The organism is Aquimarina muelleri DSM 19832, from assembly GCF_000430665.1.
Lineage (GTDB): Bacteria > Bacteroidota > Bacteroidia > Flavobacteriales > Flavobacteriaceae > Aquimarina > Aquimarina muelleri.
In genome coordinates, this window is record NZ_KE387191.1 from 1 (window position 1) to 25693 (window position 25693).

The 25693-nt window shown below is 32.7% G+C and carries 22 protein-coding genes and 1 pseudogene; 21 read left to right on the plus strand and 2 right to left on the minus strand.

Annotated features, from left to right (window positions below; all coding sequences use genetic code 11):
- Both H527_RS22870 and H527_RS0120575 read right to left on the minus strand, forming a co-directional pair.
- A pseudogene (locus tag H527_RS22870) lies at positions 1 to 225 on the minus strand (hypothetical protein); the annotation flags it as partial.
- Between the two features lie 146 nt (positions 226 to 371).
- Positions 372 to 1016 carry a hypothetical protein gene (locus H527_RS0120575; protein WP_027414381.1) on the minus strand — a complete coding sequence of 215 codons (645 nt, stop codon included), beginning with the start codon at positions 1014 to 1016 and terminating at the stop codon, positions 372 to 374.
- Between the two features lie 111 nt (positions 1017 to 1127).
- Between H527_RS0120575 and H527_RS0120580 the strand changes: the two genes are divergently transcribed.
- The 21 genes from H527_RS0120580 to H527_RS0120685 all read left to right on the plus strand — a co-directional run bounded on the left by H527_RS0120580 (position 1128) and on the right by H527_RS0120685 (position 25684).
- The gene (locus tag H527_RS0120580) at positions 1128 to 2462 is read left to right on the plus strand and encodes an aspartate kinase (RefSeq protein ID WP_027414382.1); all 1335 of its coding nucleotides are present in this window, start codon (positions 1128 to 1130) and stop codon (positions 2460 to 2462) included.
- Positions 2463 to 2770: 308 nt separating this feature from the next.
- Positions 2771 to 4309 (plus strand): YifB family Mg chelatase-like AAA ATPase, encoded by a 1539-nt coding sequence (locus H527_RS0120585; protein ID WP_027414383.1) that lies wholly within the window; start codon positions 2771 to 2773, stop codon positions 4307 to 4309.
- A 147-nt stretch (positions 4310 to 4456) separates the two neighbouring features.
- On the plus strand, positions 4457 to 5587 hold the full coding sequence (locus tag H527_RS0120590) for a DUF2891 domain-containing protein (RefSeq protein WP_027414384.1): 1131 nt from the start codon (positions 4457 to 4459) through the stop codon (positions 5585 to 5587).
- Positions 5588 to 6805: an Nramp family divalent metal transporter gene (locus tag H527_RS0120595; protein WP_027414385.1), complete on the plus strand. Its 1218-nt coding sequence runs from the start codon at positions 5588 to 5590 to the stop codon at positions 6803 to 6805.
- Between the two features lie 25 nt (positions 6806 to 6830).
- Positions 6831 to 7556, plus strand: a complete 726-nt coding sequence (pxpA, locus tag H527_RS0120600) for a 5-oxoprolinase subunit PxpA (RefSeq protein WP_027414386.1) — start codon at positions 6831 to 6833, stop codon at positions 7554 to 7556.
- An 11-nt stretch (positions 7557 to 7567) separates the two neighbouring features.
- On the plus strand, positions 7568 to 8293 hold the full coding sequence (pxpB, locus tag H527_RS0120605) for a 5-oxoprolinase subunit PxpB (protein ID WP_027414387.1): 726 nt from the start codon (positions 7568 to 7570) through the stop codon (positions 8291 to 8293).
- A complete protein-coding gene (locus H527_RS0120610) occupies positions 8290 to 9147 on the plus strand; it encodes a 5-oxoprolinase subunit C family protein (RefSeq protein ID WP_027414388.1) in 858 nt (285 codons plus the stop codon). The genes pxpB and H527_RS0120610 overlap by 4 nt, the downstream gene beginning before the upstream one ends.
- A gap of 676 nt (positions 9148 to 9823) precedes the next feature.
- The gene (locus H527_RS22875; protein ID WP_051316895.1) at positions 9824 to 10240 is read left to right on the plus strand and encodes a hypothetical protein; all 417 of its coding nucleotides are present in this window, start codon (positions 9824 to 9826) and stop codon (positions 10238 to 10240) included.
- On the plus strand, positions 10191 to 10934 hold the full coding sequence (locus H527_RS0120625; RefSeq protein WP_155837977.1) for a hypothetical protein: 744 nt from the start codon (positions 10191 to 10193) through the stop codon (positions 10932 to 10934). The genes H527_RS22875 and H527_RS0120625 overlap by 50 nt, the downstream gene beginning before the upstream one ends.
- Positions 10907 to 11689, plus strand: coding sequence for a sensor histidine kinase (locus tag H527_RS0120630; protein WP_027414390.1), 783 nt, complete (start codon positions 10907 to 10909; stop codon positions 11687 to 11689). Before H527_RS0120625 ends, H527_RS0120630 begins: the two co-directional genes overlap by 28 nt.
- 64 nt (positions 11690 to 11753) lie before the next feature.
- Complete coding sequence (locus H527_RS0120635; RefSeq protein WP_035089407.1) at positions 11754 to 12401, plus strand: response regulator transcription factor; 648 nt, start codon at positions 11754 to 11756, stop codon at positions 12399 to 12401.
- 663 nt (positions 12402 to 13064) lie between these two features.
- On the plus strand, positions 13065 to 14741 hold the full coding sequence (gene ilvD, locus H527_RS0120640; RefSeq protein WP_027414392.1) for a dihydroxy-acid dehydratase: 1677 nt from the start codon (positions 13065 to 13067) through the stop codon (positions 14739 to 14741).
- A gap of 174 nt (positions 14742 to 14915) precedes the next feature.
- On the plus strand, positions 14916 to 16649 hold the full coding sequence (gene ilvB, locus H527_RS0120645; protein WP_027414393.1) for a biosynthetic-type acetolactate synthase large subunit: 1734 nt from the start codon (positions 14916 to 14918) through the stop codon (positions 16647 to 16649).
- A 60-nt stretch (positions 16650 to 16709) separates the two neighbouring features.
- A complete protein-coding gene (ilvN, locus tag H527_RS0120650; protein WP_027414394.1) occupies positions 16710 to 17243 on the plus strand; it encodes an acetolactate synthase small subunit in 534 nt (177 codons plus the stop codon).
- 183 nt (positions 17244 to 17426) lie between these two features.
- Positions 17427 to 18902: a ketol-acid reductoisomerase gene (gene ilvC / locus H527_RS0120655; RefSeq protein ID WP_027414395.1), complete on the plus strand. Its 1476-nt coding sequence runs from the start codon at positions 17427 to 17429 to the stop codon at positions 18900 to 18902.
- Positions 18903 to 19003: 101 nt separating this feature from the next.
- Positions 19004 to 20275, plus strand: a complete 1272-nt coding sequence (gene ilvA, locus H527_RS0120660; RefSeq protein ID WP_027414396.1) for a threonine ammonia-lyase IlvA — start codon at positions 19004 to 19006, stop codon at positions 20273 to 20275.
- Between the two features lie 560 nt (positions 20276 to 20835).
- Entirely contained in the window at positions 20836 to 21480 is a 645-nt protein-coding gene (locus H527_RS0120665; RefSeq protein ID WP_027414397.1) for a GNAT family N-acetyltransferase, read from the plus strand.
- On the plus strand, positions 21468 to 22658 hold the full coding sequence (locus H527_RS0120670; protein WP_027414398.1) for an argininosuccinate synthase: 1191 nt from the start codon (positions 21468 to 21470) through the stop codon (positions 22656 to 22658). The genes H527_RS0120665 and H527_RS0120670 overlap by 13 nt, the downstream gene beginning before the upstream one ends.
- A complete protein-coding gene (gene argC, locus H527_RS0120675; RefSeq protein ID WP_027414399.1) occupies positions 22655 to 23632 on the plus strand; it encodes an N-acetyl-gamma-glutamyl-phosphate reductase in 978 nt (325 codons plus the stop codon). Before H527_RS0120670 ends, argC begins: the two co-directional genes overlap by 4 nt.
- 51 nt (positions 23633 to 23683) lie before the next feature.
- Entirely contained in the window at positions 23684 to 24478 is a 795-nt protein-coding gene (gene proC / locus H527_RS0120680) for a pyrroline-5-carboxylate reductase (RefSeq protein WP_035089412.1), read from the plus strand.
- Between the two features lie 63 nt (positions 24479 to 24541).
- Entirely contained in the window at positions 24542 to 25684 is a 1143-nt protein-coding gene (locus H527_RS0120685) for an aspartate aminotransferase family protein (protein ID WP_027414401.1), read from the plus strand.
- The last annotated feature ends 9 nt before the right edge of the window (positions 25685 to 25693 follow it).

Genomic DNA, 25693 nt, shown 5'->3' on the forward strand with positions numbered 1-25693 from the left:
CAACCAATCACAATGAATATAACGAGAAGCTCCTGTCCAAATACCTAACCAAAAAGATTCTATAATATGCTCCGGTGAATAGCCACGATTAGAACCGGGTTCAGGTAAATCTAATTCAGACATATACTCCCGAATCCCTGTTTGATCTATAAATCTTTTCATCAAACTCATACCGCCAAAAGGAGTGACTTGCTTATCTGAATACTCAATAGGAAGGTTAACCATATGGGTGAAATTTAAAATATAACCTAAAGCTAGTAATAATCAATAGGAATAGCAATAATTTAAACCCTATTGCATAATTCAGGTTTATCCTTTAAACTTACTTATAAATTTAAAGGATAAACGGCATTATAGTAGGTTTAAATACGTTAGTTTTCTTTTATTTCATTCATTAATAAAAAAGCTTTATTAACATATTCTTTTTCTAAAAATAAAGTAAAATAATTGGAAGTAGAAATAACTTCAAAAACAGGAATACCTTCGTAAGCTAATAATTTGAAAATATAAAAATATAAACCAATAGCTTTAGTGTTATCCTCAGGTAAACCTATAGAAATAGAGGATAAGTTATCAGCTACAGAAATACATGTTTCTTTTTTAAAATGTTGTTCAACTATGTTTTTAAGCGATGAAGTTACCAAAATATTACTTTCCTGAAAATTGCTGGAATACGTAAAATATGCTTTAGTTTCGTTTTTCACATTCTCTAAAAGATTACTCTGGCTCGTTAAAATACTATTAGAATTTAAGAAAGTATATTCTGTTATACCGGATCTTACTACGATATCTCCTAAATCCCTTAAATTATCAATATGTTTAATTCGTTTGGGATGGTAACGTCTTAATGCCATAACGATAGAACCTGCTTTAACAGGTTTTTTCATTATTTTCTCTACAGTTGGTAATAAATCAACAGCCAAAGAACTAAAGTTTATAATATCTCTAGATAGAGCATCCTCAAGAAAAGGTTGGTGCCTCAAAATATTATGCACACAATCTGTAATTGTTTTCATTGTTATATATTTAACATGCTGTGCAAATCTATGCTTTTTATTTTAAAAAATTTATTATATGTATGTTATTAACTAATTATGCAATATTAAAAATAGTAAAAAGGTAGATTGATGAAAATTTTAAAGTTTGGAGGAACCTCTGTTGGATCTGTAGAAAACCTAAATAGAGTAAAAGATATTTTAGTAGCAGATCAAGAAGATAAAATTGTAGTTTGTTCTGCTATGTCTGGTGTTACAGATCAGTTGGTTAGATTAGTGGAGAATATAAAATTTAATGACACAGATGCTATAACCAGAAATTTACATCGTTTAGAAAGTAAACACACTGATGTGATAGATGTATTAATCACTAATGAAGAGATAAAGAATAGGCTTAAGGATGGTTTGTCTTCTATGATAACAGAAATGTTTGAGATAACTAGTCAAGAATATTCAGATGTCATAAATTCTAGAATAATTACGTACGGAGAAACATTACTAACTTATATATTTTCTGGGTTTCTTAACTCTATAGGGGTTTCTAATATACTGTTAGATGCTAAGGATTTTATGTATGTGGATTCTGTGGATAATCCAAATCTGGATAGGGTTGGTGAAAAGTTAAATGAAACTTTAAAAAATAACCCAGAATCATCTTTGTATATCACACAAGGTTTTGTTTGTAGAGATGAAAAAGAGCAGATTAGCCATCTAAAGAGAGGAGGAAGTGATTATACCGCTACCATTATTGCAGCATCTATAAATGCATCAGAAGTGCAAATTTGGACAGATATAGATGGGTTACACAATAATGATCCAAGATATGTAGACAATACACATCCTATTTCCCATCTTACTTATAATGAAGCAGCAGAATTAGCTTATTTCGGAGCCAAAATCCTTCACCCACAAACAGTTTCGCCTTTAGTAGATAAAGATATTCCTGTATTTTTAAAAAATACTTTTGATCCAGACGCTACAGGAACCATAATTTCAAATAAAACATACCAAAAAGGATTAAAAGCAATTTCAGCAAAGGATAATATTACAGCGATTAAGATAAAATCTAATCGAATGTTAATGACACATGGTTATCTAAGAAGGATCTTTGAAGTTTTTGATAAGTACCATACTTCTATTGATATGATCACAACTTCAGAAATTGCGATATCACTAACTATAGACGATACTAATTACTTAGACGAAATAGTAAGAGAGATAGAGACTTATGGAGAGGTAACTGTAGATCAGGATCACAGTATAATATGTATAGTAGGAGAATCTGTAATTAATGATAAAAATTCATACAGACTTTTTGAGATATTAAATTTCATTCCGGTACGAATGGTTTCTTATGGAGGAAGTAATAATAATATATCAATTCTGGTAGATACCAAAGATAAAATACCAGCATTAAAATTTTTAAATGAAAAACTGTTTCTTTCTGAAAAAGAAGTAGTACTATAATTGTTTGTTATGTAATTTATACATAATATAAGTAGGGTGTAAGCTTTGTTATGATTTCATATGTAATATATTTAATGAAGTGACAGCCCTACTTTTATAAGTATTGTTTTAATCTACATTATGGAGTTTAATTCTCCGAGAGTATTGATTATAACAAAGTGTAAAAAATATCCACTCGATATACTTTTCTTATGATAAGGCTATCTAGTGGATGTTTTTTTTATTTTAATTTCCTTTCCATACAAAAAATAAGTTTCATTTTTTAAAACTTCTTATGCTTATGTTTGTATTTATGTTAAATATAAAATATGCTTACAAAAGTATTTGGTAGTGCTGTTTTTGGAGTGGAAGCAACTTCAATAACTGTAGAAGTTAATATTGATAAGGGAATAGGGTATCATTTAGTAGGTTTGCCAGACAATGCAATAAAAGAGAGTAGTTATCGTATTGCTGCAGCCTTACAAAACAACGGGTATAAATTACCAGGAAAGAAAATAACTATCAATATGGCACCTGCAGATTTAAGAAAAGAAGGTTCTGCCTATGATCTCACACTAGCCTTGGGGATTCTTGCTGCAAGTTCTCAAATTAAAGGAACTGCTATTTCAGAATACTTAATAATGGGAGAATTATCTCTGGATGGTACCTTACAACCAATAAGAGGAGCGCTTCCTATCGCTATTAAAGCTCGCGAAGAGGGATTTAAGGGCTTTATATTACCTAATCAAAACGCTAAAGAAGCTGCGATTGTAGATAATTTAGAGGTGTATGGAGTAGATAACATTAAAGAAGTAATTGATTTTTTTGATGAAAAAGGAACATTGGAGCAAACTATAGTAAACACAAGAGAAGAGTTTTATACCGCATTAGATAATCCCGAATTTGATTTTGCAGATGTAAAAGGACAAGAAAGTATAAAACGATGTATGGAAATTGCCGCTGCAGGAGGACATAATATTATATTGGTAGGTCCGCCAGGAAGCGGCAAAACAATGCTGAGTAAAAGATTACCTAGTATTTTGCCTCCAATGTCATTACAAGAAGCTTTAGAGACTACAAAAATACATAGTGTTGTAGGACGTGTTAAAAATAACGTTGGATTAATGGCGCAGCGTCCATTCAGGAGTCCGCATCATACCATATCTAATGTAGCATTAGTAGGAGGAGGAAGTTACCCGCAACCAGGTGAAATATCGTTATCTCACAATGGAGTTTTATTTTTAGACGAATTACCAGAATTTAAACGAGAAGTTTTAGAAGTAATGCGGCAACCTCTTGAAGATAGAGAAGTAACCATATCCAGAGCTAAGTTTACAGTAACCTATCCATCTAGTTTTATGTTGGTAGCCAGCATGAACCCAAGTCCTGGAGGCTATTTTAATGATCCTAGTGCCCCTGTTACATCTTCACCCGCAGAAATGCAGCGCTATCTTAGTAAAATATCTGGGCCACTATTAGATCGAATCGATATTCATATAGAGGTTACACCAGTACCATTTGATAAGCTTAGCGAAGAGAGAAGAGGAGAATCAAGCGTAGAAATAAGAAAACGGGTAACTTTTGCCAGAGATATCCAAACCAAACGTTTTGAAGCTCTAAAAAACATACACTATAATGCACAAATGGGAGTAAAACAAATACGAGAATATTGTGCATTAGAAAACAGTTCAAAAGAACTACTTAAAACGGCAATGGAAAGACTAAACCTTTCTGCAAGGGCCTATGATCGTATTCTAAAAGTGTCCAGAACTATAGCAGATTTAGAAGGTGCTGAATCTATAAAAGGAGATCATATTTCTGAAGCCATACAATACAGAAGCCTGGATCGTGATGGGTGGTTAGGGTGATATGTTTTCAGTGTTTTAACAGTATACTTTAGTATTTACTTAAAATTTATAAACTATTCCCCGTTCTTATTAACAATTTTAGTGGTCTACATTGTGAAATCAATATTTTTAGAGAAATCATTTTTTTCAAAACTTTAAATATTGATTATGAACCGAATACTATTTTTGATGATAGGGATCGTTCTTTTAGGTTGTAATAAAGAAGTAAAAACACAAAATCAACAGTTAGAAGAAGTAAACACTGAAGCAGTACAAGAAAATCCAATAGAAGCTCCTTTGCAACTCACCTTAAAACAAGCAAATACTCTTGCAGATTTGCCATTAGCTTGCTTGCAAATAGAATATCCTAACAAATTAGGACAGACATTAGGAGGAAAAGAAAATATAGGAGAACCCCATAGTTTGCATCCGGCGTTTTATGGTTGTTTTGATTGGCATTCTTCAGTGCACGGGCACTGGTCTTTAGTAAAACTTCTAAAAGAGTTTCCAAACCTTGAAAAAAGAGAAGAAGCCAGAACTAAATTGCTTCAAAATATATCCGCAAAAAATATAGAAGAAGAGGTTTCTTATTTTCAAGGAAAGCATAACAAATCTTATGAAAGAACATATGGCTGGGCGTGGTTACTTAAATTGGCAGAAGAGTTGCATACTTGGCAAGATCCTCTGGCAAGAGAGTTAGAACAAAACTTACAGCCATTAACAGATATTATAGTACAAAGGTATATTGATTTTTTACCAAAGTTAAAATACCCAGTTCGAGTAGGAGAGCACCCAAATACAGCATTTGGATTATCTTTTGCATGGGATTATGCACATACTACAGAGAATCAAAAACTGAAAGCGCTTATAGAAAACAGAGCAAAAGATTTTTATATAAAAGATAAAGGTTGTCCGATTAGTTGGGAGCCTGGTGGTTATGATTTTTTATCTCCTTGTTTAGAAGAAATCGATTTAATGCGAAGAATATTAGATAAATACCAGTTTGATATTTGGATTACCAACTTTATGCCACAACTTAAAAATAAAGATTTTACTATTTCTGTCGGAGAGGTATCGGATCGTACCGACGGAAAATTAGTGCATTTAGATGGGCTTAATTTTAGCAGAGCTTGGGTTTTATACGGGCTTGCAAAGCAATATGAAGACTATGCACATCTTTTTTCAGTAGCAAATGCACATGTTAATTATTCCTTACCAAATCTGGTAGCCGATAGTTATGAAGGAGGGCATTGGCTTGGATCATTTGCTATTTATGCTTTAGATACTAATGCAGAGTAAATGAAAAAATTTTTTAATATAGGACCAGGTACTTGGGTAACAGCAGCTTTTATAGGTCCAGGAACAGTAACCGTATGTACTTTGGCAGGAGTACAATTTGGGTTTTCATTACTATGGGCTTTAGTATTATCTATTATTGCCTGCGTGGTTTTGCAAGAAATGGCAGCAAGATTAGGAGTGGTTACTCAAAAAGGACTAAGCGAAGTGTTAAAATCACAGTTCGATAATAAAATTGTAAGAGGGATACTGATTGCTTTAATCTTATCCGCAATTTTTATAGGTAATGCAGCTTATGAGGCAGGTAATATAAGCGGAGGAGCATTAGGGTTATCGACACTTTTAGAATCTTCAGGAGATAACGAACAAAGCATTTCGATCAATTATTTTAGCATAGCTATTGGTATAATAGCTTTTGTGTTATTGTATATAGGTAATTATAAGGTGCTGGAGCGTAGTTTAATAGTATTGGTTTTATTAATGAGTGCAGCATTTATTGTAATTGCAATAGTGACCAAACCAGATCTTTCTCTTCTTTTTAGAGGTTTTGTTCCTGATTTTTCGACAGATAATATACTTACTATTGTAGGTTTAATAGGTACTACAGTAGTGCCGTATAATCTATTTCTGCATGCATCCATAGTTAGTGAAAAATGGAAATCTACAGAGGATTTACCCGAAGCAAAAAAGGATACCATAGTTGCCATAATATTAGGAGGATTGGTCTCTATGGCAATCATAATAACCGGAGCAGCAATACAAGAAACAGAAATAAATAATGCAGCCGATTTGGCAAAAGGATTAGAGCCTGTTTTTGGTTCTATGGCAAAATATGTGTTATCTGTAGGGCTGTTTTCAGCAGGAATTACATCGGCAATTACAGCTCCTCTTGGAGCAGCTTATGTTGTAAAAGGTTGTTTGGGATGGCAGTCAAATCTTAAGAGTAAATCCTTTAGAGCAGTGTGGATGTTTATCCTTTTTTTAGGAGTTTTATTTTCTTCATTAGGGATAAAATCTATAGTGATTATTCAGTTTGCTCAAGTTGCAAATGGACTTCTTTTACCCATCATAGCAGCCTTCCTTTTATGGGTTATGAATCAACAAAAAATACTAGGTAAATATACCAATACCTGGAAACAAAATCTGATAGGGATTTTCATATTGGTGATTACTTGTTTTTTAGGTTTTAGAGGGGTGTGGAAAGTGATCATAAATTTGTAAGTGTAAAAAATATATTTTGTAGGAAATGAATACAATGATTTTTAATGCAGATGTGGGAGAAGAAGCAGGTTTTGATGCAGAAATAATGCCTTTTATTACTTGGTGTAATATAGCTTGTGGAGAGCATGCAGGTAACGGTGAAGTGATACGAAAAACGATCGAACTGGCAATAAAGAATAATGTGAAAATAGGAGCACATCCTTCTTATCCGGATCGCAAAAATTTGGGTAGAATAAAGATGGATATGCCGTATCAAAACTTGGTAGACATAGTAACCGATCAGATTGGGCTAGTAAAATCTTATGCAGAAAAAGCAGGAGTGTATTTACATCATATAAAGCCTCATGGAGCTTTGTATAATGAAGCTTTTAAAAATGAAGAAGTAGCTTCTGCAATTTTAGAATCTATCAAAAATATCGATAAAAGATTATGTATTATTACGCAAAAAGAATCTAAATTATCGTATCTTGCACAAGGTGATTTTAGGGTGAGGCACGAAGTTTTTGCAGATCGCAATTATAATGAAGATGTATCGCTGGTTTCTCGTTCTGAAAAAAATGCAGTCTTAACAGATGCAAAGGAAATTTTTGATCATGTGCTCAGAATGGTGTCTAAAGGAAAAGTGAAAACTAAAAATGGAGTAGAAGTTCCTGTTGGTTTCGATACCATATGTGTGCATGGAGATAATCCAAAAGCTGTTCAGATTTTACAGTATTTGCATAAGGAGTTTTCATTGTTGAATTTGTTGTGAATTATAAAAAGATGATCGATAAATTACAATATATAAGGTATTCAGAAAAGGCAATTTTAATTCAATGGTCTTCAGAAATAGATGAAAGAACATTGCAAAACCTTCTTTTTTACAAAAAAAGGATAGAGATTTTTTATGATAAACTAATTATTGAGGTAATATCTGCATATAACTCGTTATTAGTTTATTATAATGTAGCTATAGAGGATTTCTATAGTGCTGTTTTGGAACTGAAATCACTATGTTTTTCGGGGTTTAAAAATTTGAAGGTAAAAAATCGACTGTGGAAAATACCTGTTTGCTACTCTCCTTCTTTAGCTTCGGATTTAGAAAATTTTGCTAGCCAAAAATCGCTAAGAATCGATGAGGTGATTATGATGCATACTGCTCCTTTGTATAAAGTTTATTTTATTGGTTTTTTACCTGGGTTTTTGTACTTAGGTGGTTTGGTAGATCCACTACATCTTGCTAGAAAAAGTACACCTTCATTACAGGTTAAAAAAGGATCGGTTGCTATCGGCGGAAAACAAACTGGTGTCTATCCAATAGATAGCCCTGGTGGATGGCATGTTATAGGTGTGTGTCCGTTGGATTTTTTTGACCCAAAATCAGATCCATGCTGTTTTATTTCTCCTGGGGATAGTGTTCAATTTATATCGATAAAAGAAAAAAAATATAACGATATAAGGTTATTGGTTTCTAACGGGGTTTATCTTCCAGAATCTGTAATTTTATGATGGGATTGGTTAAAATAATAAAGCCAGGTGTTTTTACTACGGTGCAAGATGAAGGTCGTTTTGGGTTTTCAAAATATGGAGTTCCAAAAAGCGGTGCAATGGATTTAGAGTCATTAAGGTTTGCAAATTTACTTTTAGGAAACGATAAAAATTGTGCGTGTATAGAATGGACTTTTCAACCTCCTGTTTTACAATTTTATGAAGCTACAAGTATTGTTTTGACAGGCGCACCTGTAGATGCTTTTTTAAATGGTGAAAAAATAAAAATGTATCATCAAACTAAGGTGGGTAAAAATGATATTTTGGTTATTAATTTTTGTAAGAATAAAGTGTATGGATATATAGGAATTAAAGATGGATTTAGGTCATTAATAGTGTTAGGTAGTAGGTCTTATTATGGGGGGATTACTGCTAAAAAAAAGCTATCAATTGGAGATGAAATAGCATATGAAAAACAAGAATATTTTAAGGGAAATTTCTCTGGTATTTCGAGTTCTTTTTTTACAGAAACAACAAAGGTTGTAGAAGTCTATCCAGGGCCTGAATTTGAGTTGTTGTCAATAGAACAGAAAAGAGTTTTGATGGATTCTGTTTTTACAATTTCTAATAGCATAAATCGAATGGCAATTCAGTTAGAAGAAAAGTTAAAAAATAGTATTTTTTCCATAATAACTTCTCCAGTTTTGCCGGGTACGGTACAGTTAACTCCATCAGGTAATTTAATTGTTTTAATGCGAGATTGCCAAACTACAGGTGGATACCCCAGAGTTTTACAAGTAACAGAAAATGCGATTAACCAAATTGCACAAAAAAGAATGGGAGAGAAGCTTAATTTTGTTTTAGTAAGCTTTTGATTTAAGATATTCCCCTTGTCATCCCAGTGCATACTGGGATCCATAATATGATGTTCGTATGTCACATGGAGCTTATCGAAATGCAATTAATTTGTCACATTGAGCTTGTCGAAATGTAATAGCAAACATAGTTCTTCGATTCTGCTAAGAATAATGAATAATTGGAATGCATGGTGTTGCGTTTGAATGTTACCCCTGTCATCCCAGCCCTTCGACTTGACTCAGGATAAACTAAAGGCTGGAATCCATAACACGATACTGCGTATTGCGACAAACTAGTTTTGTGTTTTTATGTTTTTATAATGATATTTTTTTGTCATCCCAGTGCATACTGGTATCTATAATGTGATGTTCGCATGTTATCCTTGTCATCCCAGTGCATACTGGGATCCAAAATAAAGTTGTTAAGCTTTTTTTAAGTAAAGCAAATGCTTAGATAACGTTTATAATACATACAGACCAAAAACAAGGGGGAGAATCCCCCTTAGAGCAACAGGGGGAAAATCCCCTACTTGTATTTTTTTAAATATTCTTTAGAATCTTCTAAGTAGTTGTTTTTGTGTTGTTAAGCTGTTTTTGGGATAGATAAGTTTTGGATACAAAGGGTAGGTGTATTTGCTTTGCAACTTGTTTTTTGGATATATTAGCCTCAGTTAACGTAAAATAATTTACAGTCATGGGAAAAGAATTACCAAAAAGAAAGAAAAAGAGACCAGAAAAATGTATCACACCAGAGGAAGCAAAAGAGCTTCAGCATGCTTGGTGCTGTACCAGAACACCAGAAATTGATAAATGTGTAGGTTTTGAAGATACCCGAGAGTTTCATTGGAGTGTAGAGGAGTTACAGCAATATCTTAAATATGTAAAAAAACAATCTAAAAAGCAAGGGATCTGTAATCCTGGGATTCGCATCTATTTTGGAGCATACCCTAAAGAAAAATGTAAAATGAACAAAGGATACGCAACTGTATTTTTAGCGCCTACAGGTGCCCCAGCAGGGGAACTAGGTAAAGGAGGAGGAGGTTCTCCAAATAATTATAGTATTGAGCCTTATAATAGAGGAGGAACAGGTCATCCACCAATTGGGTACTAATATGTTTTTAATAGTTATTAATTTTTTTGAAATCGTAGCTGCGATTGTAGGAACTATATATATAACAAAGTGTCGAGAAGATAATTTTTCTCGATACTTTGTTTGTTTTCTTTGGTTTTCTGCTTTTGTTGATATTGTGTTTGGTTGGTTGCCAACACTTATTTATTATACAGAACAATTTTCCTTTTTGAAAGAAACTATTTTTTCAAATAATCAATGGGCTTATAATGCATTTGACTTAATCAATTTCTCTTTTTATTTATTGTTCTTTATAAATTTTATTGATTCTTATAAGATTAAAAAAATTGGAGTATATATACTAATAGGATATGTGATAACTTCATTGTTAAATTTAGTTCTTTCGGGAAATTTTTTTGAAACTCCAATGATTTATAATTTAATATTGGGGACGTTACTATTGATCTTATTTATTATTTATTATTATTATCAGATACTTCAAAGTGAACAAATCTTAGATTTTTATAAAACCATAACATTTTATGTTTCAGTAGGAGCCTTGGTGTTTCATATTATAGTTAATCCTGTTTTTATATATGGAGAGTATTATAATAACGAGAAAAGCCCTGAATTTGTTCAGATTTATAGAATTATACTTACTACAGCAAATATTTTTATGTATTCTTGCTATACTATTGGCTTTATTGTATGCTTGCGAAAGAACAAATCTTATTAATCATTTATTTTACCGTTATTATTCTATTTTTTATAATATTCGGGATTATATTTTTTATTGCTTTTCAACGTAGAAAAAATAAGCTCCTTTTAGATAAACATAAAGCAGAACAACGTTATGAAGATGAGATTTTTAGATCTCGTATAGAAATACAAGAACAAGCACTTAAAAATGTAAGTTGGGAGCTACATGATAATATAGGGCAATTGCTGTCTACCGCAGTAATGCAAATTAATATTATGAGTACCTCTATAGAGGATAAAACAGCAGAGTCCTTACAAGATGTTCGAAAATTAGTAGGAGATAGCTTGCAGGAGATTCGTAGCTTGTCTAAAACCCTAAACCACGAAGTAATCCAGAATGTTGGATTAGAAAAATCTATACAGGTAGAACTAAAACGTTTTGAAAAACTAAATTTTTTAACGCCTTCTTTAACCGTAACAGGCGAGGAAGTGTATATTAATCCTAAAGACGAAATTATATTATATCGTATCATTCAGGAGTTCTTTTCTAATACTATTAAACATGCAGAGGCGTCAAAACTAGATGTAACTTTAGATTTTAGTCCAGAAAAATTACATATTACCATACAGGATGATGGGGTTGGTTTTGATATGAAATCTGTACAGGCAAATTCTGGTTTGTTAAATATGAAAAGCCGCGCATCCTTGGTCAACGCAGATTTAGAGTATACATCTTCTCGAAATAAAGGAGTTTTACTTATTTTGTCTTATCCTATATACAATAAAAATTGATTTTATACATTTGTAGTACAAAAGATATTCCTACCGTATCAAAGTATAAAAACGTATAAAACTTATGAAAAAGAAGACTATAGTTATTGTTGACGATCATCTTCTGTTTGCACAATCGTTAGAGAGTTTAATATCAAAACTGGAGAAATATGAGGTTTTGGCAATTTTAAAAAACGGTAAGGAGCTTACACAGTATTTTAAGCATAAAAGGAGAACGCCAGATCTTATACTATTAGATGTTAAGATGCCAGTAATGGATGGGGTGCAAACCATGCAATGGCTTAAGAAAAACAAACCAGATCAAAAAGCATTAGCTTTAACGATGGAGGATGATGAAGAAACCATTATTAGAATGTTAAGATCAGGAGCTAAAGGATATCTTTTAAAAGATATACATCCCGAGAATTTTGAGTTTGCAATGAAAATGGTGATCGAGCAAGGATTTTATTATTCAGGAAAAATAGAAAGTGCCTTGCGTAATTCAGAAGATCTTGCTGAAACTATAAATCTTCATGAAAAATTAACAGATAAGGAAAGAATTTTTTTAAAATATGCCTGTTCAGAACTTACGTATAAGGATATTGCAGAAGAGATGCATTTAAGCCCAAAAACAATAGAAAATTATCGGGAAGCGGTATTTAAAAAACTAGAAGTTAAAACCAGAGTTGGATTAGTGATTTATTGCATAAAAAATAAACTTTTTGTGGTTTAGTGATATTTTTTTCATGAAATAGATAAGAGATCTTAAAAGAAGTATTTATAAAATGATTTTTTTAAAGTTAGCTCTTTCGAAAAAATAAACTATATTTGAATTCAGAAAATGAATAACAGAAACATAAATATCATTGTGGTCATTAATATTGAGGTAATTATTATACCTTGATAAGGGACCTTTATAGATATTAATCATATATAAAAATCCCTTTACTCAAGTAAAGGGATTTTTTTGTTTGAATAAACAGTCTGTTTAAAGAATAGAACTTAAAAAAAGAATATAGATTAAAATGAGAGTGTTTAATAATATAATTATCAATGTCATTATCATTATTGTGATTATTTCGCAAGTATGAAGGGATGTTGTATGCTAAAATAAATAGAGCTCCCTTCATTTTATGAAGGGATTTTTTTTTGGAGTATATCTAAATACTTAAAAAAAAATAACAAATAGTGATTGTAAATATTAAAATATAAAATACTGTAAATCAGTAATTAATATAAGTGAAGGTAGTGTTGGATATTGTAAGGGTATTGAATAAAATCTAAAGATTTAGATGCAACGAAATAATTTTACATTATGATTTGCTTAGTTCGATAGATATATGGTATTGAAAAAGTTAAAATTTAAAATAATTCATAAAACTGATATTTAAAAAAAATGAGCATTAATAAATATAGTAAACAAGTCACACAAGATGATACACAACCAGCCGCACAGGCAATGCTTCATGCTATTGGTTTAACCGACGAGGATTTTAATAAACCATTGGTTGGTATAGCAAGTACTGGTTATGAAGGAAATCCATGCAATATGCACCTTAACGACCTCGCAAAGCTGGTCAAAAAAGGAACTCTGCAAGAAGACGTAGTTGGACTAATATTTAATACTATTGGGGTAAGCGATGGTATATCTATGGGAACACCAGGTATGCGATTTTCATTACCATCCAGAGATGTAATTGCAGATTCTATGGAGACGGTAGTGCAAGCAATGTCTTATGATGGTATGGTAACTGTAGTTGGATGCGATAAAAATATGCCAGGAGCATTAATGGCAATGCTTCGGTTAAACCGCCCATCGATTTTGGTATACGGGGGAACTATAGCCTCTGGATGCCATGAAGGTAAAAAACTAGATGTGGTTTCGGCTTTTGAAGCCTGGGGAGAAAAAGTAGCAGGAACAATATCCCAAACAGAATATAAAAATGTGATAGAAAAAGCTTGTCCCGGAGCAGGAGCATGTGGTGGAATGTATACCGCAAATACGATGGCTTCAGCAATCGAAGCTTTAGGGATGGCTTTGCCATATAACTCTTCAAACCCAGCGATAAGTAAAGATAAAGAACAAGAAAGTATAGCTGCAGGACGAGCAATGCGACTACTGCTAGAAAAAGATATAAAACCAAAAGATATAGTAACTAAAAAGTCATTAGAAAACGCCATACGATTGGTTACTATTCTTGGTGGTTCTACAAATGCAGTTTTACACTTTTTGGCAATAGCCAGAGCAGCAGATGTAGAGTTTACTTTAGCCGATTTTCAAAGAATAAGTGACGAAACTCCATTTTTGGCAGATTTAAAGCCAAGTGGAAAATACTTAATGGAAGATGTACACGAAGTAGGAGGAATTCCTGCGGTATTAAAATATCTTTTAAAGAAAGGACTACTTCATGGAGACTGTTTAACCGTAACCGGAAAGACAATAGCTGAAAATTTATTGGATGTTCCAGATCTTAAAGAAGGTCAAGAGGTAATCAAACCTATAGAAAATCCAATAAAGCAAACAGGACATCTTAGAATACTATTTGGAAACTTAGCACAAGATGGTTGCGTAGCAAAAATAACAGGTAAAGAAGGGTTACGATTTGAAGGAAAAGCAAAAGTGTTTGAAGGAGAGTACAATGCTAATGATGGTATAAGAGAGGGTAAGGTAGAAAAAGGAGATGTTGTAGTTATTCGATATGAAGGACCAAAAGGCGGCCCTGGTATGCCAGAAATGTTAAAACCAACCGCAGCAATAATGGGAGCTGGTTTAGGAAAAGATGTCGCTTTGATTACAGATGGACGATTTTCTGGAGGAACACATGGATTTGTAGTAGGGCATATTACTCCTGAAGCACAAGATGGTGGCTTGATCGCATTAGTAAAAGATGGCGATATTATTACTATTGATGCAGAAACAAATACTATTACAGTAGCTATTGAGGAGGAAGAAATAAAGAAAAGAAGAGCAGCATGGGAGCAACCAGCCTTAAAGTTTAATAAAGGAGTATTATACAAATATGCAAAAACAGTATCCTCTGCATCCCGAGGATGTGTAACAGATGAGTTCTAAAAGTACTCTTGCACAAAATGTTGGTTTTAAATGAATTGGTATTACGGCGAAGGCTGAAGTCAAAAAATAATATTTGATGCAGGTAAACAATAAATTATCATTCTGATGTAAATCAGAACCTAAAAAAAGCCTGGACTATAGTTTCTAAAAGTCTAGCCTCTAAAATAATAGTGTATGGAAACACAAACACAAACAATAAAAAAAGAAACAAAAGTGTCAACAGAGAGAATGAAAGGTGCAGAAGCAGTCATTAGATGTTTATTGGCAGAAGGAGTAGATTTAATTTATGGGTATCCAGGTGGGGCGATTATGCCTGTGTATGATGAGCTATACAAATATCAAGAGCAACTGCATCATGTTTTAACTCGACATGAACAAGGAGCTACACATGCTGCACAAGGATATGCAAGAACCAGTGGTAAAGTGGGAGTAGCAATAGCAACTTCTGGACCAGGGGCAACAAATTTTGTAACAGGTATTGCAGATGCACAGATAGATTCTACCCCAATGGTATGTATTACAGGACAGGTAGGCTCTCATTTGTTAGGGTCTGATGCGTTTCAGGAAACAGACATTATAGGTATTTCTACACCTATTACCAAATGGAATCATCAAATTACCAAAGCAGAAGATATCCCTGCGGTATTAGCAAAGGCTTTTTATATTGCTCGTTCTGGTAGACCAGGACCTGTTTTAATCGATATTACAAAAGATGCTCAGTTTGGGGAGTTGGATTTTGCGTACGAAAAATGTAAAGGAGTACGTAGTTATATACCAGTTCCCCAAACAGATCTGCATAGTTTGGAAGCAGCAGCTAAACTTATCAATAATGCTAAGAAACCAATGGTAATATTTGGACAAGGTATTATTTTAGGAGAAGCAGAAGAAGAGCTCAAAAAATTTATTGAAAAAACAGGGATACCTTCTGCCTGGACTATTTTAGGACTCTCAGCACTACCAACAGCGCATACATTAAATGTAGGTATGGTGGGTATGCATGGTAATTATGGGCCAAACAAACTAACAAACGAATGTGATGTATTGTTGGCAATTGGGATGCGTTTTGATGATAGAGTCACTGGTGATTTAGAAAGGTATGCTAAACAAGCAAAAGTTATACATTTTGAAATTGATCCAGCAGAGGTAAATAAAAATGTAAAAGCAGATGTAGCGGTTATGGGCAATGTAAAAAATACATTAGCACAAATACTACCTATGGTAAAACCCAATACGCATGAATCTTGGTTACAAGAATTTAGAAATTATGATACTATCGAATATGATAAAGTTATAAAAGACGAATTATATCCTAACGAGGAAGGTTTGTCTATGGGAGAAGTACTTAGAAGGATCAATGAAGAAACTAAAGGAGATGCAGTTATAGTATCTGACGTAGGACAACACCAAATGATAGCATGTCGTTATGCCGAATTTACAAAAACCAAAAGTAATATTACTTCTGGAGGATTAGGTACTATGGGATTTGCTTTGCCAGCAGCGATCGGTGCTAAAATGGGAGCTCCAGATAGAGAGGTGGTAGCTATAATAGGTGATGGGGGTTATCAGATGACGATACAAGAACTAGGCACCATTTATCAAACAAAAGTACCTGTAAAAATAGTTGTTTTAAATAATGAATTTTTAGGGATGGTGCGCCAATGGCAACAATTATTTTTTGATAAACGATATGCGTCTACAGAAATGGTGAACCCTGATTTTGTAAAAATAGCTGAAGGATATCATATTCAATCCAAAAGAGTAACCAGAAGAGAAGATTTACAAGAAAGTATTAAAGAAATGATAGCTTGTAAAGACTCTTATTTTTTAGAAGTATGTGTAGAAAAAGAAAATAATATATTCCCAATGGTTCCTACAGGAGCCTCTGTTTCAGATATAAGATTAGAATAATAGTCCTTTGTTTATTCTAGTTTAGGCTTAGAGAAGATACAACGACATAAAATAGTAATAATGAAAAAAGAAAATTACACCATATCTATATATACCGAAAACAATATAGGACTGTTAAATAGGATTTCAGCAATATTTTTAAGAAGACATATAAACTTAGAAAGTTTTACAGCTTCGGTATCTGAAATTAAAGATGTATTTCGGTTTATAATAGTGGTGCAAATTACCGAAGAGCAGGTAAAGAAAATTATTGGACAGATCGAAAAACAAATTGAAGTTATCAAAGCTTTTTACCATACCGATGACGAAACAATTTATCAAGAGACGGCTTTGTTTAAAGTAGCTTCAAAACTACTTTTTGAAGACCGTCAAATTCAAAACGTAATTAAAAGTAGCAATGCGAACATAGTCACAGTAACTCCAGAGTTTTTTGTTTTAGAAAAAACAGGGCGACGTAACGATGTAGAAGCTTTGTATAATGAACTGGAGCCTTATGGTTTAATGCAGTTTGTTCGATCAGGTAGAATTGCAATAACAAAAGATAAAATGCATATTTCTAAAATATTAGAAAATTTTGCAGTAGAAACTGTGTAAGGGATAGTAGCGACATCCTTTTATTTTGTGGATCCCTGAGGTTCTCGAAGGGATCCACAAGATAAAAGATATAGCGCATAGCCCGACCCCAAACTTGTTTGGGGATACATCATAATATAAAATAACTGAAAATTAAAATTTAATCAAATTTCTTAACAGAAATCACAACAAATTAAGAAGGAAATGGCAAATTACTTTAATACGCTATCATTAAGAGATCAATTAACGCAATTAGGAAAATGCAGATTCATGAATTCTGAAGAATTTTCAGATGGAATAGAAGCATTAAAAGGAAAAAAAATCGTTATCGTTGGGTGTGGAGCACAGGGTTTAAACCAAGGATTGAATATGAGAGATTCTGGTTTAGATATCTCGTATGCGCTTCGTAAAGCAGCTATTCAAGAAAAAAGACAGTCTTTTATAAATGCATCCGATAATGGGTTTACAGTAGGGACTTACGAAGAATTGATTCCAAAAGCAGATTTGGTAATTAATTTAACACCAGATAAACAACATACACAGGTAGTAAATGCAGTAATGCCTTTAATGAAAAAAGGAGCTACATTGTCCTATTCTCATGGTTTTAATATTGTAGAAGAAGGAATGCAAATAAGAGAAGATCTTACAGTAATAATGGTAGCACCAAAATGCCCTGGATCAGAAGTAAGAGAAGAATATAAAAGAGGATTTGGAGTACCGACATTAATAGCAGTACACCCAGAAAATGATCCACAAGGACATGGTTTTGAACAAGCAAAAGCTTATGCTGTAGGAACAGGTGGAGATAGAGCAGGGGTATTAGAATCTTCGTTTGTAGCAGAGGTAAAATCGGATCTTATGGGAGAGCAAACCATTTTATGTGGGTTGTTGCAAACAGGATCTATTTTATGTTTTGATAAAATGATAGAAAAAGGAATAGATGCAGGGTATGCTTCAAAATTAATTCAGTACGGTTGGGAAACCATTACTGAAGGATTAAAATACGGCGGAATTACCAATATGATGGATAGATTATCTAACCCATCCAAGATTAAAGCTTTTGAACTTTCTGAAGAATTAAAAGATAGTATGCGTCCATTATTTCAGAAACATATGGATGATATTATTTCAGGACATTTTTCAAAAACAATGATGGACGATTGGGCTAATGATGATAAAAATCTATTGTCCTGGAGAGCTGCAACAGGAGAGACCGCATTCGAAAAAACTCCTGCAGGTAATGTTGAAATTTCTGAACAAGAGTTTTATGATAATGGAGTATTAATGGTTGCAATGGTAAGAGCAGGTGTAGAATTAGCTTTTGAAGCAATGACAGATTCTGGAATTATAGAAGAATCAGCATATTATGAGTCTTTGCATGAAACGCCTTTAATTGCAAATACTATTGCTCGTAAAAAATTATTTGAAATGAATCGTGTGATTTCTGACACAGCAGAATATGGTTGTTATTTATTTGATCACGCATGTAAGCCATTACTTGCAGATTTTATGAAAACAATAGATACTAATGTAATAGGTAAAGCATATGATGAAGGAAAAAGTAATGGGGTGGATAATGCTAAATTAATAGCTATAAATGCAGCATTAAGAAATCACCCTATCGAAATTATAGGCGCTAGATTAAGAGCTTCAATGACCGCAATGAAACCTATAGTATAATGAATATTATAATCTGCCGAGATCTTTAAGAGTTTTGAGATGTGTATTGTGTAACCTTTTATTAGGTCTTGGCAGATCTTTTTTAATTGTAAATCCTAATTATGAGTACCATAACCACTACACCTGTATATTTTCCTAAGCTAGTAGATATTCAAAAAGCTGCTACTATTATTAATGAGGTGGCTATGATAACTCCTTTAATGAATAGTATTCGGTATTCTAGAAGATATGGAGCTAATGTTTTGCTAAAACGAGAGGATCTCCAACGAGTACGTTCCTATAAAATAAGAGGAGCTTTTAATAAAATAAGTTCGCTTACTAAATACCAACTAGAGAAAGGAGTAGTCTGTGCCAGTGCAGGGAATCATGCACAAGGAGTAGCTTTTGCATGCAACCATTTAGGTATAGAAGGAACAATATACATGCCATCGGTAACTCCAAAACAAAAAGTAGAACAAACAAAAATGTTTGGAGGAGATCATGTAAAGATAGTTTTAGAAGGGGATACATTTGATGATTCTTTTAAAGCTGCTATGCAAATCTGTACTTCTGAAGGAAAAACATTTGTACACCCTTTTGATGATGTAAAAACAATAGAAGGACAAGGTACTATTGGATTAGAAATATTTAATCAGGCAAATGTACCTATTGATTATGTTTTTGTAGCTATAGGAGGCGGAGGATTGGCATCTGGTTTATGCGGTGCTTTGAAAACATTATCACCAAATACTAAGATTATAGGAGTGGAACCAACAGGAGCACCTTCTATGTTCACTTCGATACAAAACAATAAGAATACAGAGATTTATAATATAGATAAGTTTATTGATGGAGCGGCAGTGCAAAAAGTTGGAGATTTAAATTTTGAAATATGTAAAGCATATTTGTCTGATATGATTACTGTTCCAGAAGGATTGGTGTGCCAAACGATATTGGATTTGTATAATAGAGATGCAATAGTAGTAGAACCGGCGGGAGCTTTAACCTTAGCGGCATTAGAATTTTATAAAGATAAGATTAAAGGAAAAAATGTAGTATGTATTGTAAGTGGTAGCAATAACGATATTACCCGTACCGCAGAGATAAAAGAAAGAGCACTTTTGTATGCAGATTTAAAACATTACTTTATCGTTCGTTTTCCGCAAAGAGCTGGTGCTTTAAAACAGTTTGTAGGAGAAGTACTGGGGCCAAATGATGATATCACTCATTTTGAATATTCGAAGAAATCAAGTAGAGAAAACGGTCCAGCGGTGGTAGGTATAGAGTTAAAAGATAAAAAAGACCTACAACCTTTAATGGATAGGATGAAAGCTTATAATTTCTTTGGAGATTATCTAAACGATAAGCCAGATTTGTTTCAGTTTTTGGTATAGATATTTGTTAGAGATTTAAAATTTTACATAACTGTTTTTTAGTTTTTTAACATTATTAACTATTTAAAAAACACAATTAATGTGAAAAAAATATCATATTGATTAATGTGGTTGATTAAAATTGAAGAAAATATAAAAATCAGTTAGTTTTTAAATTTACTAATATAATGTATTATTTTTTTACGTAATATTGTATCATCTAGTTAACGAAAGGGGCTACGGCCGACGATTTAGAGTTACTATTATGGAAACGTCAAATTATACATTATCAAGAGTTAAGGTTCAATTTTCGAACACATTTAGTAATATAGATATTACTGTACGTCGTTTTCGTCGCCCCTTGTGGGTCTAATCTTTTTTTGAAGTAGGTGCGTCCTACTTCCCCTAGAGACATCAAATCCTTTTAGTGAAATTAAATGAAGAAGAATTTAGTTATTTCTTCAAAGTATTTAATTGTCTTTTTTCGCATAAAAACGAAACATAATCACTTTCTATCCAGGATTTAGAACAATCAGATTACTAACTTAATTTAAAGCTTCTTTAATAAGCGTTGTCCGTTTATGAAAAAAGTAGACATCATCATTGCTGATGAAAACCACTATAAGTACGCACAAGAAATATGCGAAGTAATAGCAGACTCTGCAAGAGTTAGAGGAACTGGTATAGCAAAGCGTACACCAGAATATATACAAACCAAAATACAAAACAAAAATGCAATAATTGCTCTATCGGGTAATCAATTTGCAGGATTTTGTTACATCGAGGTGTGGAGTCATGGTAAATATGTAGCACATTCTGGTTTAATTGTACATCCTGATTTTAGAAATCAAGGATTAGCAAAAAACATCAAAGAATTTATATTTAATTATTCATTAAAAAAATATCCAACAGCCAAAGTTTTTGGAATAACGACAGGATTGGCAGTAATGAAAATAAATTCAGATCTAGGGTATAGACCCGTTACATTTTCAGAATTAACAGACGACCCTAAGTTCTGGGAAGGTTGTAAAACATGTACCAATTTTAATATTCTTACATCTAAAGAGCATAAAATGTGCCTATGTACTGGGATGTTGTATGATCCTGCCAAAAAAAATAGTAAGAAAGAGAAGTGGTTTGATAAGGCGGTACTAAAAAGATTAAAAAATATTAAGCAAGCGATAATGCTTAAAAACAATAAAGAATTACTGTTATGGAAAAAGTAGTACTGGCATATAGTGGAGGTTTAGATACTTCCTATTGTGTAAAATATCTAATTCACGAACAAAACCTTGAAGTGCATACTATTTTGGTAAATACAGGCGGTTTTTCAGAAAAAGAATTAAAAGAAACTCAAACAAGAGCATACGAGTTAGGAAGTTCTTCGCATAGTAATAAAACTATATTACAAGAATTTTATGATAAAGCAATTAAATATCTGATTTATGGTAATGTATTAAAAAATAGTACATACCCTCTTTCAGTAAGTGCAGAACGAATTTTTCAAGCCATAGAAGTTATAAATCATGCCAAAAAGATAGGAGCAAAGTATATAGCACATGGTAGTACAGGAGCAGGAAATGATCAAATTCGTTTCGATGTAATCTTTCAAACACTTGCGCCCGAGATAGAAATTATAACTCCTATTAGAGATTTAAAACTTTCCCGACAAGAAGAAGTTACATATCTTCAAAAACATGGAGTTCATTATAGTTGGGAAAAAGCACAATATTCTATAAACAAAGGACTTTGGGGAACTAGTGTTGGAGGTAAGGAAACACTTACATCTCATGATACACTACCCGAAAAAGCATATCCAAGTCAACTTCAAAAAGAAAGTGAAGAAACTATCCTTTTAAACTTCGAAAAAGGAGAATTAACAGGATTAGATGGAGTTAAAGATTCTCCCATCAGAAATATTCAAAAACTAGAAGAATTAGCTAGTGCTTTTGCAATAGGTAGAGATACGCATGTAGGAGATACTATTATAGGAATAAAAGGCAGAGTAGGTTTTGAAGCAGCAGCACCAATCGTTATTATAAAAGCACATCACTTATTAGAAAAACATGTACTTACCAAATGGCAACAGTATTGGAAAGAACAATTGGCAAATTGGTATGGTATGCTATTGCATGAAGGTAATTATTTGGATCCTGTAATGAGAAATATTGAAGTATTTATGGAAGATTCTCAAAAATCTGTTACGGGTAACGTAAAAGTAAAATTAAAACCATACCATTTTATACTAGAAGGAATCGAATCGGATTTTGATATGATGAAATCAGATTTTGGGCAATATGGAGAAATGAACAATTCTTGGACCTCTGAAGACGCTAAAGGTTTTATTAAAATTTATGGTAATGCCAATAAAATATATCACAATATAAACCCAGGTAAACTATGATACGAGTAGGAATAATAGGAGGATCTGGATATACAGCAGGAGAATTATTACGATTATTAGTACACCATCCTAATGTGGAATTGGATTTTGTATATAGTACAACAAATGCAGGGAATCCTATTTATAAACAACATCCAGATCTGATAGGAGAAATAGCTATTAGTTTTACAGATATAATAAACCCAAATGTAGACGTAGTTTTTCTGTGTTTAGGACATGGTAGATCTAAAGTTTTTTTGGAAACCAATGAGTTTTCTTCTATAACTAAGATCATTGATTTAGGAAATGATTTTAGATTACATCAAGATAAGAGATATCTCAATAGAGATTTTGTCTATGGTCTTCCTGAGTTACAAAAAGATCAAATTAAAACTGCTAATAATATAGCGAACCCAGGGTGTTTTGCAACTGCAATTCAGTTAGGACTGTTGCCTTTAGCTTCCTCAGGAAAATTGAAAGATGCAATACATATTAATGCTACAACTGGAAGTACGGGAGCAGGAGTAATGCCAGGTGGAACCACACATTTTAGCTGGAGAGATAATAATTTTTCTAGTTATAAAGTATTTGCACATCAGCATTTAGGAGAGATTCAACAAAATGTGAAACAATTACAAAGCAATTTTGATTTTCCTATTTTCTTTATTCCCAATCGCGGTAATTTTAGTAAAGGAATTTATGCAACCATGTATACTAAATATGACGATAGTATAGAGGTAGCAAAAGAAATGTATACTTCTTTTTATAAAGGTTCTGAGTTTGTAAAGATATCTGAAGAAGAAATTTATCTAAAACAAGTAGTGAACACAAATAAGTGTATTCTTCATATCAGTAAAAATAATGGAATGCTATTAATCACATCGGTAATTGATAATTTAATCAAAGGAGCTTCAGGACAGGCAATTCATAACATGAATTTAATGTTTGGATTAAAAGAAAAAACAGGTTTAGAGTTGAAAGCTAGTGCATTTTAAGATGGATGTTATACCAATAATATTGAAATGCATACAAAATAAGAAATAAAAATGAATAAAATAACCATAATAGGAGGAGGGAATTTAGGGAAATCCATAATTTCTGGATTAGCAGATAGCGATATATTCGAAAAACAAAATATTACTGTAGTAGATAAGTCTAAATATAATTTAAACGAAGTAAAAGAAAAATTAGGAGTGTCTACTTCTCAAAATATAATACAATCTATAACAAATGTAAAGTGGATAATACTTTGTGTACAACCAAGACAATTAGAGAATGTATTGCAGGAGATTAAGGATAAAGTAACATCAGATCAAATACTAATTTCAACCGTTACAGGGACATCCATAGCAGAAATAAATGCTGTGATTCCTAACAATAAAATTGTAAGAGTAATGCCAAATACAGGAGCATCAAAAAAACTATCTATGACTTGTATTGCTGCTAATGAAGATGTAAAAGAAGAATTAATAATAGTACAAAAAATGTTTGATACCATTGGTAAAACCTTAGTGATCGAAGAGCGACTTATGCAAGCAGCAACAGTTTTGGGAGCAAGTGGTATCGCCTTTTTTCTAAGATTTTTAAGAGCTATGATACAAGGAGGAATACAGATGGGGTTTCATCCTCACGAAGCACAAATTATAGCAGTACAAACCGCTATCGGAGCAGCCACGTTGGTAGCAGAAAATGGAACGCATCCAGAACGAGAAATTGATAAAGTAACTACACCACAAGGATGTACGATTGAAGGTTTAAATGAGATGGAACATCAAGGATTAAGCTCTTCAGTAATAAAAGGAGTTATGGCATCTTATGAAAAAATAAATACCATAAAATAGAAAATAATGGATAATATTTTTATCAAAATCCATAATGAACTACAAATAAAAAATTAATAAAAAATGAAACTATTCGATGTATATCCATTATATAATGTAGAGCCTGTTAACGCTTATAATTGTATTGTTGTAGATAAAGATGGGACAGAATATTTGGATATGTATGGGGGGCATGCGGTGATTTCTATAGGTCATTCACACCCTCATTATATAAAAAAAATAAAAGAACAGATAGAAAAAATTGGTTTTTATTCTAATGCTGTTCAAAATAGTATTCAAACTAAGTTGGCAGAAAAACTCGGTCAGTTATCTGGATATAGCAATTACCAATTGTTTTTATGTAACTCTGGAGCAGAAGCCAATGAAAATGCGTTAAAACTAGCATCTTTTTTTACAGGAAAATCTAGAATTGTAGCATTTCATAATGGTTTTCATGGTAGAACATCTGCCGCAGTTGCTGCAACCGATAATAGCAAAATAAATTCACCATTAAATAGTCAGCAAAGCGTTTCATTTTTGCCATTAAACCAAATTGAGTTAGTCAAAACTGAATTAGAAAAAGGGGACGTTTGTGCTGTAATTATAGAGCCAATACAAGGAGTAGGAGGATTAGATGAAGGAACTACAGATTTTTTTAAAGCTTTAGAAATTCTTTGTAAAAAGCATAATGTAGTTCTTATTCTGGACGAAGTGCAATCTGGGTATGGTCGAAGCGGAAAATTTTTTGCGCATCAATATCATGGTATAACTCCAGATATAATTTCTGTAGCAAAAGGTATGGGTAATGGTTTTCCGATAGGAGGAATATTAATTGCACCACATATACCAGCCCTTCATGGTATGTTGGGAACCACCTTTGGGGGTAATCATTTAGCTTGCGCTGCTGCATTATCTGTTTTAGAGGTAATAGAAACCGAAAACCTGATGGATAATGCCAGAATAACTGGAGAATATTTTATATCCCAAGCAAGTACAATACCTGGAGTCCAAAAAGTAAAAGGAAGGGGACTGATGTTAGGGTTAGAATTTGATTTTGAAGTTAGTGAGTTACGAAAAAAAATGATCTATGAAAAACATGTATTTACGGGTGGAGCAATGAATAAAAAATTATTACGAATACTTCCTCCTTTAACTATTAGAAAAAAAGAAATAGACCAGTTTATAAATGCATTACAAGGTGCATTAGTCGAAATACCAATTATTTAGAAAAATACT